The organism is Streptomyces sp. NPDC006208, assembly GCF_040613775.1.
Classification (GTDB): Bacteria; Actinomycetota; Actinomycetes; order Streptomycetales; family Streptomycetaceae; genus Streptomyces.
Map to the genome: position 1 here is coordinate 57,989 of NZ_JBEXSW010000008.1, position 15,797 is coordinate 73,785.

16 protein-coding genes are annotated in these 15,797 nt (G+C 70.6%); 13 read left to right on the forward strand and 3 right to left on the reverse strand.

Annotated features, from left to right (window positions below):
• Positions 1-7 precede the first annotated feature (7 nt).
• Positions 8-1,201 (forward strand): elongation factor Tu, encoded by a 1,194-nt coding sequence (tuf, locus tag ABZ208_RS08270; protein ID WP_356908740.1) that lies wholly within the window; start codon positions 8-10, stop codon positions 1,199-1,201.
• A 91-nt stretch (positions 1,202-1,292) separates the two neighbouring features.
• On the opposite strand, the gene ABZ208_RS08275 is transcribed toward tuf, so the two are convergent.
• From ABZ208_RS08275 to ABZ208_RS08285, 3 genes are all read right to left on the reverse strand, one after another.
• Positions 1,293-3,494, reverse strand: coding sequence for a PIG-L family deacetylase (locus ABZ208_RS08275; protein WP_356908741.1), 2,202 nt, complete (start codon positions 3,492-3,494; stop codon positions 1,293-1,295).
• Positions 3,495-3,740: 246 nt separating this feature from the next.
• Positions 3,741-6,875 carry a poly(A) polymerase gene (locus ABZ208_RS08280; RefSeq protein ID WP_356908742.1) on the reverse strand — a complete coding sequence of 1,045 codons (3,135 nt, stop codon included), beginning with the start codon at positions 6,873-6,875 and terminating at the stop codon, positions 3,741-3,743.
• 2 nt (positions 6,876-6,877) lie between these two features.
• Entirely contained in the window at positions 6,878-8,551 is a 1,674-nt protein-coding gene (locus tag ABZ208_RS08285) for an RNA ligase family protein (RefSeq protein ID WP_356908743.1), read from the reverse strand.
• 187 nt (positions 8,552-8,738) lie between these two features.
• Here ABZ208_RS08285 and ABZ208_RS08290 point away from each other — a divergent pair, with 187 nt between their 5' ends.
• From ABZ208_RS08290 to rpsQ, 12 genes are all read left to right on the forward strand, one after another.
• Positions 8,739-9,923: a hypothetical protein gene (locus ABZ208_RS08290; RefSeq protein ID WP_356908744.1), complete on the forward strand. Its 1,185-nt coding sequence runs from the start codon at positions 8,739-8,741 to the stop codon at positions 9,921-9,923.
• Positions 9,924-10,447: 524 nt separating this feature from the next.
• Entirely contained in the window at positions 10,448-10,756 is a 309-nt protein-coding gene (gene rpsJ / locus ABZ208_RS08295; protein ID WP_003948644.1) for a 30S ribosomal protein S10, read from the forward strand.
• 14 nt (positions 10,757-10,770) lie between these two features.
• On the forward strand, positions 10,771-11,415 hold the full coding sequence (gene rplC, locus ABZ208_RS08300) for a 50S ribosomal protein L3 (RefSeq protein WP_328397605.1): 645 nt from the start codon (positions 10,771-10,773) through the stop codon (positions 11,413-11,415).
• An 8-nt stretch (positions 11,416-11,423) separates the two neighbouring features.
• Positions 11,424-12,074 carry a 50S ribosomal protein L4 gene (gene rplD, locus ABZ208_RS08305; protein WP_356908745.1) on the forward strand — a complete coding sequence of 217 codons (651 nt, stop codon included), beginning with the start codon at positions 11,424-11,426 and terminating at the stop codon, positions 12,072-12,074.
• A complete protein-coding gene (gene rplW / locus ABZ208_RS08310; RefSeq protein WP_328397601.1) occupies positions 12,074-12,397 on the forward strand; it encodes a 50S ribosomal protein L23 in 324 nt (107 codons plus the stop codon). The genes rplD and rplW overlap by 1 nt, the downstream gene beginning before the upstream one ends.
• A gap of 40 nt (positions 12,398-12,437) precedes the next feature.
• Positions 12,438-13,274: a 50S ribosomal protein L2 gene (gene rplB, locus ABZ208_RS08315; protein WP_328397599.1), complete on the forward strand. Its 837-nt coding sequence runs from the start codon at positions 12,438-12,440 to the stop codon at positions 13,272-13,274.
• Positions 13,275-13,286: 12 nt separating this feature from the next.
• A complete protein-coding gene (gene rpsS, locus ABZ208_RS08320; RefSeq protein WP_166628878.1) occupies positions 13,287-13,568 on the forward strand; it encodes a 30S ribosomal protein S19 in 282 nt (93 codons plus the stop codon).
• 42 nt (positions 13,569-13,610) lie between these two features.
• Positions 13,611-13,958 (forward strand): 50S ribosomal protein L22, encoded by a 348-nt coding sequence (rplV, locus tag ABZ208_RS08325; RefSeq protein ID WP_004571827.1) that lies wholly within the window; start codon positions 13,611-13,613, stop codon positions 13,956-13,958.
• The gene (rpsC, locus tag ABZ208_RS08330; RefSeq protein WP_328397597.1) at positions 13,958-14,791 is read left to right on the forward strand and encodes a 30S ribosomal protein S3; all 834 of its coding nucleotides are present in this window, start codon (positions 13,958-13,960) and stop codon (positions 14,789-14,791) included. Before rplV ends, rpsC begins: the two co-directional genes overlap by 1 nt.
• A 5-nt stretch (positions 14,792-14,796) precedes the next feature.
• Complete coding sequence (gene rplP / locus ABZ208_RS08335; protein ID WP_005313579.1) at positions 14,797-15,216, forward strand: 50S ribosomal protein L16; 420 nt, start codon at positions 14,797-14,799, stop codon at positions 15,214-15,216.
• On the forward strand, positions 15,216-15,440 hold the full coding sequence (rpmC, locus tag ABZ208_RS08340) for a 50S ribosomal protein L29 (protein ID WP_017949657.1): 225 nt from the start codon (positions 15,216-15,218) through the stop codon (positions 15,438-15,440). The genes rplP and rpmC overlap by 1 nt, the downstream gene beginning before the upstream one ends.
• Positions 15,440-15,724 (forward strand): 30S ribosomal protein S17, encoded by a 285-nt coding sequence (gene rpsQ, locus ABZ208_RS08345; protein WP_264246571.1) that lies wholly within the window; start codon positions 15,440-15,442, stop codon positions 15,722-15,724. Before rpmC ends, rpsQ begins: the two co-directional genes overlap by 1 nt.
• Positions 15,725-15,797: the final 73 nt, after the last annotated feature.

The window sequence follows — 15,797 nt, forward strand, 5'->3', positions numbered from 1 at the left end:
GACCCCAGTGGCGAAGGCGAAGTTCGAGCGGACTAAGCCGCACGTCAACATCGGCACCATCGGTCACATCGACCACGGTAAGACGACCCTCACGGCCGCCATTACCAAGGTGCTGCATGACGCGTTCCCGGACCTGAACGAGGCCTCGGCCTTCGACCAGATCGACAAGGCGCCCGAAGAGCGTCAGCGTGGTATCACCATCTCCATCGCGCACGTCGAGTACCAGACCGAGTCGCGTCACTACGCCCACGTCGACTGCCCCGGTCACGCGGACTACATCAAGAACATGATCACCGGTGCTGCCCAGATGGACGGCGCCATCCTCGTGGTCGCCGCCACCGACGGCCCGATGCCGCAGACCAAGGAGCACGTGCTCCTGGCCCGCCAGGTCGGCGTTCCGTACATCGTCGTCGCCCTGAACAAGGCCGACATGGTGGACGACGAGGAGATCCTGGAGCTCGTCGAGCTCGAGGTGCGTGAGCTCCTCTCCGAGTACGAGTTCCCGGGCGACGACCTGCCGGTCGTCAAGGTCTCGGCGCTCAAGGCGCTCGAGGGCGACAAGGAGTGGGGCCAGTCGGTCCTGAACCTGATGGCCGCCGTCGACGAGGCGATCCCGCAGCCCGAGCGTGACGTCGACAAGCCGTTCCTGATGCCGATCGAGGACGTCTTCACGATCACCGGTCGTGGCACCGTCGTCACCGGCCGTATCGAGCGTGGTGTCCTCAAGGTCAACGAGACCGTCGACATCGTCGGTATCAAGCAGGAGAAGACCACCACCACGGTCACCGGCATCGAGATGTTCCGCAAGCTGCTCGACGAGGGCCAGGCCGGTGAGAACGTCGGTCTGCTCCTCCGTGGCATCAAGCGCGAGGACGTCGAGCGCGGCCAGGTCATCATCAAGCCCGGTTCGGTCACGCCGCACACCGAGTTCGAGGCCCAGGCCTACATCCTGTCGAAGGACGAGGGTGGCCGTCACACCCCCTTCTTCAACAACTACCGCCCGCAGTTCTACTTCCGTACCACGGACGTGACCGGCGTGGTGACCCTCCCCGAGGGCACCGAGATGGTCATGCCGGGCGACAACACCTCCATGACCGTCGCGCTGATCCAGCCGGTCGCCATGGAGGAGGGCCTGAAGTTCGCCATCCGTGAGGGTGGCCGGACCGTCGGCGCCGGCCAGGTCGTCAAGATCACCAAGTAATTGCTGATCGTTTGACCTGGCAGCTCGCTGAGCTGCAAGAAGGGCCCCGCACCGAGAGGTGCGGGGCCCTTCGTCGTGTCGCCGTACCTGCTCAGCCGGCGGTGCCGGTCCGCGGCGCCCAGGTCCATGGGTGGGCGTCCGGGCCCAGTCCGACGAGGGTCGCCCCCTCGGTCGTGACCCGCAGGGCCGGCACGTCCAGCGCCAGGGGCCCGTTCGTACGCGTCAACAGCTTCCCTGCGTGGTGCAGTTGGATCCGGCCGCGCAGATCCCGGCCGAGCAGCAGGGATCCTTCCCGGCTGCCGGCCGCGACGACCGGCCCGTATCCGTCGAAGCGCACGGCCGGCAGCTGCTCGCCGTCGGCGCTGATGGCGAGCAGCTCGGGTGAGGCCGTGCCGCGGCCGTCATCAGGGAACTCCGGCTGCCACGGCCGCTCCGAACGGTAGAACAGCCGGACCGAACCGTCCGGGTCCGGCAGCGCGGCGGGGGCCTCGACGGCGAGCGGCAGCCCGCTGTCCCGGCGGTGCGTCAGGGGACCGCCGGGGTGGTCCTGCGTCCAGTGATGGACGCCGGTGCGGCCCGCGCCGAAGACATGGACACGGCCCTCGGTGTCCACCATGGTCGTCAGGGCGTCCTGGGTCTCGCCGCCGCCGAGGTCCTGCCAGCCGCTCCAGCTGCCGTCCGCCTCCCGGACCCGTGTGCTGACGCCCTTGTCCGCGTTGCGCACGAACAGATGCACGCGGCCGTCGGGAGCGGTTGCCGCCACGGGGACGCCGATCCGACGCCCCCGGTCATCGATCCGCTCCGGGTTGCCGAGCCCTCTCCACGCGAGGAACGGGCCGCCCGCCGAACGCTGTTCCAGCAGCACGATCTCGCGGGAGTTGGTCCCGCCGTGTCCGCTGATCGCCTCGAACCGCAGCCCGAACAGCAGTTGGCGGCCGTCCTCCAGCACGGCCGTGCCGAGGGTCGGGGCGAGCGGTCCGCCGCCGAGGTCGTCGGGAGCGCCCCAACGCCCGGTGCCGCGCCCGGTCTCGCGCCAGCGCACGGCGCGCAGCCCGAGCACGCCGTACGCGGCGAGCCTGCCGTCCGGCTCGGCGGACACGGCGGTGCGGGTGCCCGGGTAGCGGTGGTGGGTGGAGCGGACCCAGCCCTTCTTGTTCAGGAGCGGACGTTTGCCGCCGACGCCGTAGTCACCGCAGCCGCCCGCGTTGCCGCAGTCCCAGCCGGCGTCACCGCCGTACGGCACGAGGTTCGCGGCCTTCCGGTCGAGCACGGCCGGCGGGAGGTTCTTGGGCCAGTGGCGGTTGTAGTAGCCGCGGAAGGCGGTGGCGGCGAAGCCGGGCACCTCGCCGCCGTCCTGCGTGGACTCGGCGACCCAGTGCACCAGGGCGGCCCAGCTGAAGCAGGCCACGGCCGTGTGGTCGGGGTGGTCGGAGTAGCCGGGCTGCTCGCTGTCCCTCTTGCGGGTCGCCTCGTCGCTGTGCTGGATGTCCGGGTCGGGGTCGAGTGTCTGCACGACGGTGGGCCGGTAGCGGTCCAGCAGCCCGACGAGGACGTCGATGAGCTGGTCGTAGTCGTACGAGCCGGCCTTCCGCACCGGGGAGTCGTCGGCGACGACGGTCGGCAGCTGCAGCCCCCGGTCCCGCCACAGGCTCGGGATGCCGAGGCGGCGGCCGTCGGGCGTGTGCATGGCGAGATTGAGGAAGATCAGCTCGACGCTGCGGCCGCCGTTGGCGAGCGTGTTGATCTCGGCCCGCTGGTCGCCGCGGAGTGCGACGACGCCCTTGTGCCAGTCGGTGAACTTGTCCAGGCCGAGCAGCGTGGCATAGGCCTGGCGCAGGCCCTGGTGCCGGGCCGACGAGTACGCGTTCTTGTCGGGGGCCGGCTTCGGCTCTCCCGGGGGCCGGTTGATGCCGTTGGCCTCGCCCGCGGTGACGTACACACAGACCAGCGGCACTCCGGAGTCCAGCATCTGCTGGGCGTCCGGGTTCATGAAGTACAGGTCGTCGTCCGGGTGCGCCAGGAACTGCATCAGCTGTGCGCGCCGCGATCCGGCTATGGGAATGCCGGGCGCGGGATCGGCCACGGGTCCGCCGCGGCGCGGGGCGGGCACGGTGCAGGAGGTGACGGCGCCGGCGGCGCCGGTCGCCAGGAGGGCGGTGAGCGCGGCGACGACACTGCGGCGCCGGGGGGCTCTTGGGCGGGGCGCCGCCCCGGACCGCTGCCCGCCGCCGGACGTCTGGCCGTGAGGTGCTCTCACGATTCCGGGCAGCGCAAGGCCGGCTTCGTCGTTCATGGGTGCTCCGTCCGCTTCCCCCGCAGCGGGCGGGCCGTGTCATGCCCCCGTCTGCGTACCGTGATCAGTCCAGGCGACGGACAGGCTGGTCGGAGCCGTCCCGCGCTCAGTCAGACGGAAAGCGGGCAGGCGGGGTTGCCTCGGGGTGTGTGATGTCCGAAGGGGGGCCGGCCTTGCCGCCGAAGAGGGCTGTCGGTCCGTCAATTCGGCTTCGGAGCGGCGGTGGTCGAGGAGGACGGCCGCCGGTCATCGCAGGGTCGGGACCTCGCCTCCCGCCACGGCGGTGAGGGTGGCGCCGCGCAGGCCCCGCAGCCAGAGTTCGGCGATCTCGGCGATACGGGTGCTCTCGGGCGGGGTGGCGCCGAGGCCGATGGCGTACCGGGCCGGGTCGGTGGTGAAGGGGCGCGGCCAGGCGTGGGCGTCCGGGACACCGGCCTCCTCCAGGGCGGTGAGCAGCGCGCGCATCCGGCCCCGTACACGGCCCTCGTCGGGGCCCGGGGGCACGGTGGCGACCGCCCAGGCCGCGTGGCGGCGGTGCAGGGGCGGCGGGGAGAGCAGCTCGGGCCACGGGTCGGCGGCCGACTCCAGGACCTCCCACGCCCGGAACAGCTCCTGGGTGAGCAGGTCCCGGCCGCCCGCCGTCACCTGGTCCGTGCAGGACCGGACCGGCTGGGTCGGCGTCATGACGGTGACCGGCAGAGGGGATGCCGGGCCACCGACCGGCTCGCGCCAGTCCCAGGCCGCCCATGTCGCGAAGAACTGCCGCAGCAGGCCGGCCGGCAGCAGACCAGGGGCCGCACGGACGGTGTGCGCCGCGAGCACGGCCCAGGCCAGGCCCGGCAGCCCTCCGAACGGAGCCGAGTCCAGGCCACGGGCCTTCGCCCAGGCCTTGACCTCCCGGGCCAGCCGGGTGAAGGCGGTCCGATGGCCGACGGCCAGGCCGAGCACGGCGTCCGCGTCGCTGACCGAGCTCAGCGCGGTGGCGGCCGCCCCGCCCAACTCGGTGCGGCGGTCGACCGCTTGAGCCGGGTCCATCGCCCCGGTGGCCACGACGACCAGGTCCACGCCCAGACCGTCGACCTCGAGCCGCAGACCGGGAACTCTCGCCCCGACCACCTCGCGCAGCCCGGTCGCCCCCGGCAGCGCCGCCGCGACCCGGGCCCGTACCTCGGCGAGATCGGCCTCGCCCGGCAGAGCCACCACGAGGTCCAGGTCCGCGCCTGGCAGGGCGCATCCCATGCGCCGGGAGCCGACGACATGGACGATTCCGCCGCCGAGCGCCTCCGAGACCCGCCGCGTGATCGATTCGGCGTGGGCCTCGCCCGCGGGTGCCCCGGCACCCGGGCCGTTCTCGGGTGCGTGGTCCGCGGTCGGTACATGTGCCGCTCCGGTGGCCGGGCTCGGGGGGCCTGCGGATGTACGGCCCGAGGCCGTCGGCACGTCGGTTGTGCCCGTGCCCGTGTTGCCGCTGCCGCGTGTGCGAGCCGTGCGGCTGCTTGCGTGGCCCGCGGCCTGCGCGTCGGCCGTGCCGGTGGGCGCGCCCCCGCCCGGTGCGGGGGTGCCGGCCCCCGCCGTCCCGGTGTCCGAAGCCTCTCGCGGCGTGGCTTCCCCGTCCGCTGCCCGGCCCCCGCCCCGGGTGCCGAAGACGGCGTCGGCGCGCGCGGCAGTCAGCCCGCCGTCCGCGATGCCGCGGTCGCCGGGCGCGGCGGCCGGAGGGTCCGCAAGCCAGCGCACCTCGCCCGTTCCCAGTGCGACCGTCGCCCGTACGCACATCGGCTCGTCGCCACGGCGGGACAGCAGAACCAGCTTCCCGACCTGGGCCGTCATACCGTCGAGCAGGGCGGCACAGTGGGCGGCGAGCCGGTGAGGATCCCGGGTCCGGCCCAGGGAGAGGTGCGGAGTGAAGCCCTCGGCGCGGCCCCCGCAGCGCGGGAACCGCTGCTCCAGTGCGTGGTGCAGCCGGGCCCAGGGCTCCTGGCCGTCCGCGGCCGGGTCGAGCCAGACGGTGGAGTCCTCCCGGTGCCTGAACCAGTCCACCCCGTCCAACGTGGCAGTGAACGCCGGTGTCTCGGCCGCGGCCGCGGCGAGCAGCGGGGCCGCCCGTTCGAAGTCGGACTCCGGTACGAAACCGAAGAGCACGTTGACATGCGGCGGCCAGCGGTGGATCTGGCGATCGTGTTCCCTGCGGATGTGCTGGATGGGCGGCCACAGCTCCTGCGGGGGAATCCAGGCCACGGCCGTACGGGCCGTCGACCGTACGGCGAGGACACCGCCCGGCTCGTAGCCGTCCAGGCTCAGATACGCCTCGACGCCGTAGTGATCGGAGACGTACAGCCCGTCCGCCTCCGGTGCGTCCCCTCGCAGCAGCGCCTCGTCGGTCCGCAGCCTCTGCGCGCGCAGCAGCACCCGGTCCAGCCGTGAGGCCCGCCCCGACAGGGAGGACACCGCGGCCAGCGGGTTGACGCCCGGGTCGAAGGTCGGCGTACGGTCGCCGGCCCCGTGCACCTCGCTCCACGCGTCCCGCATCCCGAGCGTCGTCTCCGGGGCGTCGCCGCCGTCGTTGAAGTCGCCCATCAGCACCAGGTCGCCCTCGACACCCGCCAACCCCTCGGCGAGCCGGGTCAGTTCGGCGGTGCGCCGGGCCGGGCCGTTCTCGGAGTGGTCACTGCTCAGATGCGTCGCGGCGATAGTGAGGGGACCCGCGGCCGTGTCGACGACGAGCGCGGCGACCGCCTTGTGGGGGCCGAGGACATGCAGGCCCGCTTCCCGTACGGGAAGCCGGCTGAGCAGCAGCACCCCGCTGTGGTCGACGTCCTTCCCGGCCGGATCGGTGGAGAGCGTGCAGCCGCCCTGTACCCAGGGCTCCCGCAGCAGCAGAGTGAGCAACTGCGGCTCGACCTCCTGCAGTGCGATGACGTCGGCGTCGGCGTCACGCAGGGCGGCCAGGAGCAGGGGGCGTCGCCGGGCGGTGTCGATGCGGTCGCTGTCGTACCGGTCCCACAGCGTGTTCCAGGTCAGTACGCGCAGACCCGCCGAGGCCGGTACCCCTCGGGGTGCCCGCGCCGGGACCCACTCGCCCCGTACGAAGGCGTACGGCGTCCTGGCCGCGAAGAAGGGCGCGCGCAGCAGCCTCGGGTCCCGTACCCGCCCCGCGTCCGTCGCGTCGATACGGTCCACACCGGCTGTCCGGTCCCAGACCACCTCGCCGTCCGCCTCGAAGAACAGCACCCGGTGCCACGGGATCTCGCCGCCGGGTACGAACGCGGGCAGCGGCATCCGCTTGGGCGCGGCCCCGCGCTGGTTGATGCCCAGCACGAACCGGGCCGGGTCGAAACGGGAGTCCCAGCGGACCCGGTGGTAGATCTCCTCGCTGGTACGCACCGCTATGCCTCCTCCTCGACGGTTCCGCTCGCGCCGATGTACCAGGTGCGGTGCGCCTGGCCGGGGTACGGCGGGACGAACCTGTGCAACTGCGCGCCGAGCACCTCCGGCGGCACCGGGTGCGCCCGGCCCGCGTTGCGCCGGGTCAGCTCGTCCGCGTCGGCCAGCACCACCGCGTGCGTGGTCAGCGCGTCACGGCGGTGCGCGACCGCGTGCACCAGGGAACGCTGGTGCGGGTTGAGGGAAGTGGCGTCCCACACCACGGTCCCACCTTCGGCCAGTGCGGTGTCGAGCCGGTCGAGACCGGCGCGCAGGACATCCGTGTTGGCCTTCTGGTCGGCGCGCGAGCCGCGGGCCTCGCGCAGGTCGTCCAGCGACACATGGGTATCGACGCCGGGGAGCGCGCGGGCGAAGCTGCTCTTCCCGCTGCCCGACGGCCCGACCATGTGGATCAGCTTCGGGAACCGACCGGACCGCCACCGCCAGGTCGCCGCGACGGCCTCCTCGACGGTCGCGATCCGGCCCTGTGCGTACGCCTCGCGCGCCTCGGCCCGGCACCGGTCGGCCGCGTCTGCGTCCACGGCCGCGAACGCGTCCCGCAGCCCCTCCAGCCCCCCGGCCTCCTCCGCGTGCAGCGCGGACCAGTCGACCTGCTCGCGCGCGTCGGCGTCGGGTGCGAGCGCCCCCGCCAGGGCGTGCAGCACCCCGAGATCCACGGCCCAGGACATCCGTACGAGACCGGTCCTGCGCTGTTCGTCGGGGTAGGGACGGTGCAGCCGGGTGTGCAGCCCGACCAGGTCGGCGACGCGTCGGGCCGCCGGCATGCCCAGCGGGGCGGCCAGCCGGGCCGCGAGCGAACCCCGACGGCTGCGGTGCAGCAGCGCGGCGAGCACCCCCGTGAGCCGCTCGTCCCCGGACCGCCCCAGTACGTCGAGCGCCGCGGCCGTCTCGGCCGCGGCCGCCGCGTTCCCGTCGGTCACGCCCACGGCGTCCATCAGCGCGGCGGCATCGGGCACGGACCCGGACCGTACGGCCCACAGCGCGGCGGCGGGACCGAGGCCGTTCTCCACCACGGCGGCATGCATCCAGTGCTTATCGGTCTGGACGTGTCCCGGACGTACCCACTTGGCGACCCGCAGTCCGAAGTCCGCCGCGCCGAAGCCCTCGACGGTCCGCACGACGTATCCCTCCTGCCGCGCGGTGTCGAGCTTCAGCGCCCGCAGGGTCCGCTCGGCCTGCCGGTCGAAGGCCCCGCGCCACAGCACGGCGGGCACGGGAATCCCCACGCCGCGCAGGAACGCCACGGTCCGGTCCCAGTCCAGACAGCGGCCCGCGCCGTCCCAGACCGAGAACCCGTAGAACAGGCTGTCCAGGTCCTCGTACGCGATCGAATGCCGGGCGTACATGTTCTCCCCGCACACCCGCCATCCGTCCGGAATGCCGTGCCCGATACGCCCCTGCATGGCTTTGACCCAGGCGCGGGAGGGATGGTGCCCGGAGTCCAGCGACCGGGCGTGCAGCCCGTCGGCGTAGAGCGTCGTGTTCTCGCCGTCGAGCTTCTCGGTGACGACGACCTCGCGGCCGTGGAACCCGGACAGGTCCACGACGCGCACGTCGTCCGACGCGGCACCGGGCGACCACAGCAGGTGCGGTGTGCGCGGATAGTGCGTGCGCATGACGGATCGGCCCCCCGTGACGTTGACGTGCCCGGTCACTGTAGGAGCGCGGGGGAGAGGGGATCGACCCAATATTGCCGCCGGTGATGCATTACGTGATCATCACGGCATGGAGGCCGGCTCTTGCCCGCCTTTTATTTTATTTGTGGAATGTTCACGACAGAACAACAGGGGGAGGGCGCAGGACGTGGGCACGAGCGACCCGGAGAAGCGGCACGGCGACGGGCGGGCCATCTCCGACGAGGAGTGGGCGCGGTTCGTCCGTGAGGCGGAAGCGGGGGGTGGCGCGCCGAAGGAGCCGTCGGCCCGCGCCCGGATGGTCACCGAGCGGCTGCGCGCGCAGGACCAGGCGGCCGCCCGGCGCGAGCGGCGCCGCTGGGGGCGGAGGCCGAAGCCCGCCGGGCAGCCGGAGGGCCGGCGGCCCGGGCCGGCCTGGCAGGCGATGAACGGGAGGGCGGGGAAGCGCCGAAGCGTCACCTCTCTGGTCGTCGTGCTCGCTCTGGTCGGAGTCGCCGCGGTCGCGGTCCGGCCCGAGCTGGTCACCGACCGTCTGCCGGACGGCGGCGAGAGCGACGTGGCGGCGCCGCTCGCGCAGGAGACGGCGCGCCCGACGGCCGCGCCGTCCGAGGATCCGTTTCCGGACCGGCCGACGCTCAAGGACCCCTTCCGGGGCTCACCCGCCGTCCGCTGGGCGGACGGCGCCGCCGGCATCGTGCTGCCCGAGGCGAAGGCCGTGGGCGGGATGAGCAAGGCGCAGGTCGCGCACGCGCTCCGCAGCACCAAGGAGGTGCTCGTTGCCGCCAATCTCGACCCGGCGACGCTCCGGGGGGAGCGGCCGGAAGAGGCGCTGGAGCTGCTGGACCCACTGCAGGAGGACGGGCGCGGCCGGCTGGAGAAGGCACTGCGCGAGCCGAGTGAGCGCCAGGACCCGCTGGTCATGTTCAGCCGCTTCGACCCGGGCCATGTGCGGCTCGTGGGTGATGTGGTCAAGACCCGCGGCCGGACGACCTTCGGCAAGGGTGACCGCAGTGGTGAGGTGCGGGTGCACGCCGACTACACCTTCGTCTATCCGCTGGTGAAGGCGGAGCCGGGCTCGACGGACGTGGCGCGGAGCGTGGTCCGCCGGCACCTGACGTTCGTCCTGTACGACCCGGCGAAGGTGGTGAGCACCCAGGGCAAGCTGAACGTGCTCACGTGGGATTCGAGCGTCGGGAACTCCGCCTGCGGCAGGGACGGCGGCTTCTACCGGCCGCAGTTCACGGAGGATCTCGTCGGGGAGCCCGCCCCGTCGGGACCGGATGTCGACCCGTACGACCGCAGCAGGGACCTCGCGGACACGCCGCAGGAGTGCGGAACGGTCACCAGGACCTGACCATGCGGTGGCAGGTGGCCCCTCCGGACACGCACGAGCAGGTCGGCGGAAGCCGTCGGACGCCGAAGAGTGGTTCCGGCGGCCCGGAGCGCAGGCCAGGGCGGCCTGTTGAGGAGCCGGGTACGCGAGCCGCAGTTTGACACGCTACCGGGGAGGGGTAGCCTCTTCCGCTCGATTGGCCAGGGCTACGCCCCGTGTGGCAGACTGTCCGGGTTGCTCGGTTGAGTGCCGATGCTGCGCGCCTCCCGCCGGGAGGACCGGAAGCGAGTCCCACAGTACTCGTCGACCCCACGCGGGTCGGACGTACGGGAATCTTCCGGGAAGTGTCAGCGGGGTACCGACCAGGCACTCGGTGGGTGTTCTTCCCCCGATGCGCGGCCCAGGCCCGCACCCCCTTGGTTGGGAAATCCTTCGGGAGATCTTCGTAGAGGGAGTGCGACACGCCCGACCGCGTGGGTCGGAGAAGATCGAAGGACCCGCCGGGTTCCAGAGCGTTTCACTAGACAAAGGACTACTGAGTAGCCATGGCGGGACAGAAGATCCGCATCCGGCTCAAGGCCTACGACCACGAGGTCATCGACTCCTCGGCGAAGAAGATCGTCGAGACGGTGACCCGCACTGGTGCGTCGGTCGCAGGCCCGGTGCCGCTGCCCACTGAGAAGAACGTGTACTGCGTCATCAAGTCGCCGCACAAGTACAAGGACTCGCGCGAGCACTTCGAGATGCGCACGCACAAGCGCCTGATCGACATCCTCGACCCCACGCCCAAGACCGTTGACTCGCTGATGCGCCTGGACCTTCCGGCCGGCGTTGACATCGAGATCAAGCTCTGAGAGGCGCGGAAGAGATGGCTAAGCAGATCAAGGGTGTCCTGGGCGAGAAGCTCGGCATGACCCAGGTCTGGGACGAGAACAACCGTGTCGTCCCGGTGACCGTCGTCAAGGCCGGGCCCTGCGTCGTTACCCAGGTCCGTACGAATGACACCGATGGCTACGAGTCGGTCCAGATCGCCTTCGGCGAGATCGACCCGCGCAAGGTGAACAAGCCCCTCAAGGGCCACTTCGCCAAGGCCGACGTGACCCCCCGCCGCCACCTGGTGGAGCTCCGCACCCCTGACGCCAGCGAGTACACGCTGGGCCAGGAGATCACTGCCGAGGTGTTCGAGTCCGGCGTCAAGGTTGACGTCACGGGCAAGAGCAAGGGCAAGGGCTTCGCCGGTGTCATGAAGCGTCACAACTTCAAGGGCCTCGGCGCCGGTCACGGCACCCAGCGCAAGCACCGCTCTCCCGGTTCCATCGGTGGCTGCGCCACCCCGGGCCGTGTGTTCAAGGGCCTCCGCATGGCGGGCCGCATGGGCAACGAGCGGGTCACCACCCAGAACCTGACCGTTCACGCCGTTGACGCGGAGAAGGGCCTGCTGCTCATCAAGGGCGCGGTTCCTGGTCCGAACGGCGGCCTCGTCCTGGTCCGTACCGCGGCCAAGGGGGCCTGAGGTAACCGATGAGCACCATTGACATCCTTTCGCCGGCAGGCGACAAGGCCGGGACCGTCGAGCTCCCCGCGGAGATCTTCGACGCCAAGGTCAGCATTCCGCTGATCCACCAGGTCGTTGTCGCACAGCTGGCCGCTGCCCGCCAGGGCACGCACAAGACCAAGACCCGCGGCGAAGTCCGTGGTGGCGGCAAGAAGCCGTACCGCCAGAAGGGCACCGGCCGCGCCCGCCAGGGTTCGACCCGTGCGCCGCAGTTCGCCGGCGGTGGCGTCGTCCACGGCCCGCAGCCGCGTGACTACTCGCAGCGGACCCCGAAGAAGATGAAGGCCGCCGCCCTGCGCGGTGCCCTCACCGACCGGGCCCGCAACGCCCGTATCCACGTCGTCACCGGCGTGGTCGAGGGTGACATCTCCACCAAGGCCGCCAAGACGCTGTTCGGCAAGATCTCGGAGCGCAAGAACCTGCTCCTGGTCGTCGAGCGCTCCGACGAGGCCGCGTGGCTGTCCGCCCGCAACCTGCCCCAGGTGCACATCCTGGAGCCGGGCCAGCTGAACACGTACGACGTGATGCGATCCGACGACGTGGTCTTCACCCAGGCCGCCCTCGAGTCCTTCGTGTCTGGCCCCAAGGCCGTTGAGACCGAAGGGAGCGAGGCCTGATGTCCGAGGCCACGATCACGAGCAAGACCTTCTCGGACCCGCGTGACGTTCTCGTCAAGCCGGTTGTCTCGGAGAAGAGCTACGCCCTGCTCGACGAGAACAAGTACACGTTCATCGTCGCGCCCGGCTCCAACAAGACCCAGATCAAGCAGGCCGTCGAGGCGGTCTTCTCGGTCAAGGTCACCGGGGTCAACACGATCAACCGCCAGGGCAAGCGCAAGCGCACCAAGGCTGGTTTCGGCAAGCGCAAGGACACCAAGCGCGCCATCGTGACCCTCGCTGAGGGCGACCGTATCGACATCTTCGGCGGTCCGACCGCCTAAGGGCGGTCTGGATCGTCCGGAATCGGACGAGGACTGAGAAATGGGTATCCGCAAGTACAAGCCGACGACCCCGGGCCGTCGTGGCTCCAGCGTCGCCGACTTTGTCGAGATCACGCGGTCCACGCCGGAGAAGTCGCTGGTCCGCCCCCTGCACAGCAAGGGCGGCCGTAACAACACCGGTCGTGTGACCGTCCGTCACCAGGGCGGTGGCCACAAGCGCGCCTACCGCGTGATCGACTTCCGTCGTCACGACAAGGACGGCGTGCCGGCCAAGGTCGCTCACATCGAGTACGACCCCAACCGCACCGCGCGCATCGCGCTCCTGCACTACGCGGACGGCGAGAAGCGCTACATCATCGCCCCGCGTGGCCTGAACCAGGGCGACCGGATTGAGAACGGCCCCGGTGCCGACATCAAGCCCGGCAACAACCTGGCGCTGCGCAACATCCCGGTCGGTACGACCATCCACGCCATCGAGCTGCGGCCCGGCGGCGGCGCGAAGTTCGCCCGCTCCGCGGGTGCCTCCGTGCAGCTGCTGGCGAAGGAGGGCGCCATGGCGCACCTCCGTATGCCGTCCGGCGAGATCCGCCTGGTCGACGTGCGCTGCCGCGCCACCGTCGGCGAGGTCGGCAACGCCGAGCAGTCGAACATCAACTGGGGCAAGGCCGGCCGTCTGCGCTGGAAGGGCGTTCGCCCGACCGTCCGCGGTGTGGCCATGAACCCGGTCGACCACCCGCACGGTGGTGGTGAGGGCAAGACCTCCGGTGGTCGCCACCCGGTCAGCCCGTGGGGTCAGAAGGAAGGTCGTACGCGTTCTCGCAAGAAGGCGAGTGACAAGTACATCGTCCGCCGCCGCAAGACGAACAAGAAGCGCTAGGAGCGGGTTTAGATGCCGCGCAGTCTCAAGAAGGGGCCCTTCGTCGACGACCACCTGATCAAGAAGGTGGACGCCCAGAACGAAGCAGGCACCAAGAACGTCATCAAGACCTGGTCCCGTCGCTCGATGATCATCCCGGCCATGCTGGGCCACACGATCGCGGTGCACAACGGCAAGACCCACGTCCCGGTGTTCGTCACCGAGTCGATGGTCGGCCACAAGCTCGGCGAGTTCTCGCCGACTCGCACCTTCCGCGGCCACGTCAAGGACGACCGGAAGTCGAAGCGCCGCTAAGGCGGGGTGGAACGACTAATGACTTACACCGAAGGGACAACCATGGAAGCCAGGGCCCAGGCGCGGTACATCCGCGTCACGCCCATGAAGGCCCGCCGCGTGGTGGACCTCATCCGTGGCATGGATGCCACGGAGGCTCAGGCGGTCCTGCGTTTCGCCCCGCAGGCCGCGAGCGTGCCGGTTGGCAAGGTGCTGGACAGCGCCATCGCCAACGCTGCACACAACTACGACCACACCGACGCCTCTTCGCTGGTCATCAGCGAGGCGTACGTGGATGAGGGCCCGACCCTGAAGCGGTTCCGTCCGCGTGCTCAGGGCCGTGCCTACCGGATCCGTAAGCGGACCAGCCACATCACCGTGGTCGTCAGCAGCAAGGAAGGAACCCGGTAATGGGCCAGAAGGTAAACCCGCACGGGTTCCGGCTCGGCATCACCACGGACTTCAAGTCCCGGTGGTACGCCGACAAGCTGTACAAGGACTACGTCAAGGAAGACGTCGCCATCCGTCGGATGATGACGTCCGGCATGGAGCGCGCCGGCATCTCGAAGGTTGAGATCGAGCGCACCCGTGACCGCGTGCGGGTGGACATCCACACCGCGCGTCCCGGCATCGTCATCGGCCGCCGTGGCGCCGAGGCCGACCGCATCCGCGGCGACCTCGAGAAGCTCACGGGCAAGCAGGTCCAGCTGAACATCCTCGAGGTCAAGAACCCCGAGGTCGACGCTCAGCTCGTGGCCCAGGCCGTTGCCGAGCAGCTGTCCTCCCGCGTCTCCTTCCGCCGCGCCATGCGTAAGAGCATGCAGTCGGCCATGAAGGCGGGCGCCAAGGGCATCAAGATCCAGTGTGGTGGCCGTCTCGGCGGCGCCGAGATGTCCCGCTCGGAGTTCTACCGCGAGGGTCGTGTGCCGCTGCACACGCTGCGCGCGAACGTCGAGTACGGCTTCTTCGAGGCCAAGACCACCTTCGGCCGCATCGGTGTGAAGGTCTGGATCTACAAGGGCGACGTCAAGAACATCGCCGAGGTCCGCGCCGAGAACGCCGCTGCCCGTGCCGGCAACCGTCCGGCCCGTGGCGGCGCTGACCGCCCGGCCGGCCGTGGTGGCCGTGGTGGCGAGCGTGGCGGTCGCGGTCGCAAGCCGCAGCAGGCTCCGGCTGCCGAGGCCCCCAAGGCCGACGCTCCCGCCGCCGCTCCGGCTGCTGAGAGCACCGGAACGGAGGCCTGACCGACATGCTGATCCCCCGTAGGGTCAAGCACCGCAAGCAGCACCACCCGAAGCGGCGCGGTATGGCCAAGGGTGGTACGACGGTTGCGTTCGGCGAGTACGGCATTCAGGCCATGACTCCGGCGTACGTGACCAACCGCCAGATCGAGGCGGCTCGTATCGCGATGACCCGCCACATCAAGCGTGGCGGCAAGGTCTGGATCAACATCTACCCGGACCGCCCGCTGACCAAGAAGCCTGCCGAGACCCGCATGGGTTCCGGTAAGGGTTCCCCGGAGTGGTGGGTCGCGAACGTGCACCCGGGCCGGGTCATGTTCGAGCTGTCCTACCCGAACGAGAAGATTGCACGTGAGGCTCTGACTCGCGCGGCTCACAAGCTGCCGATGAAGTGCCGGATCGTCAAGCGCGAGGCAGGTGAAGCGTGATGTCGGCCGGTACCAAGGCGTCCGAGCTGCGCGAACTGGGCAACGAGGAGCTTGTTGCCAAGCTCCGCGAGGCCAAGGAAGAGCTGTTCAACCTCCGCTTCCAGGCGGCGACGGGTCAGCTCGAGAACCACGGTCGGCTGAAGGCCGTCCGGAAGGACATCGCGCGGATCTACACCCTGATGCGTGAGCGCGAGCTGGGCATCGAGACGGTGGAGAGCGCCTGATGAGCGAGAGCAACGTGACCGAGAACAAGGAAGCACGCGGATTCCGCAAGACCCGTGAGGGTCTGGTCGTCAGCGACAAGATGGACAAGACCGTCGTCGTCGCCGTCGAGGACCGTGTGAAGCACGCGCTGTACGGCAAGGTCATCCGCCGTACGAACAAGCTCAAGGCGCACGACGAGCAGAACGCTGCCGGCGTCGGCGACCGCGTCCTCATCATGGAGACGCGTCCGCTGTCGGCGACGAAGCGCTGGCGCATCGTCGAGATCCTCGAGAAGGCCAAGTAATTACTTGAAGGGGTAACCCTTCGAGTCAGTTCCGCCAGGCTCGGTCGGGGCTGTCCAGTACAGCCCCGGCCGG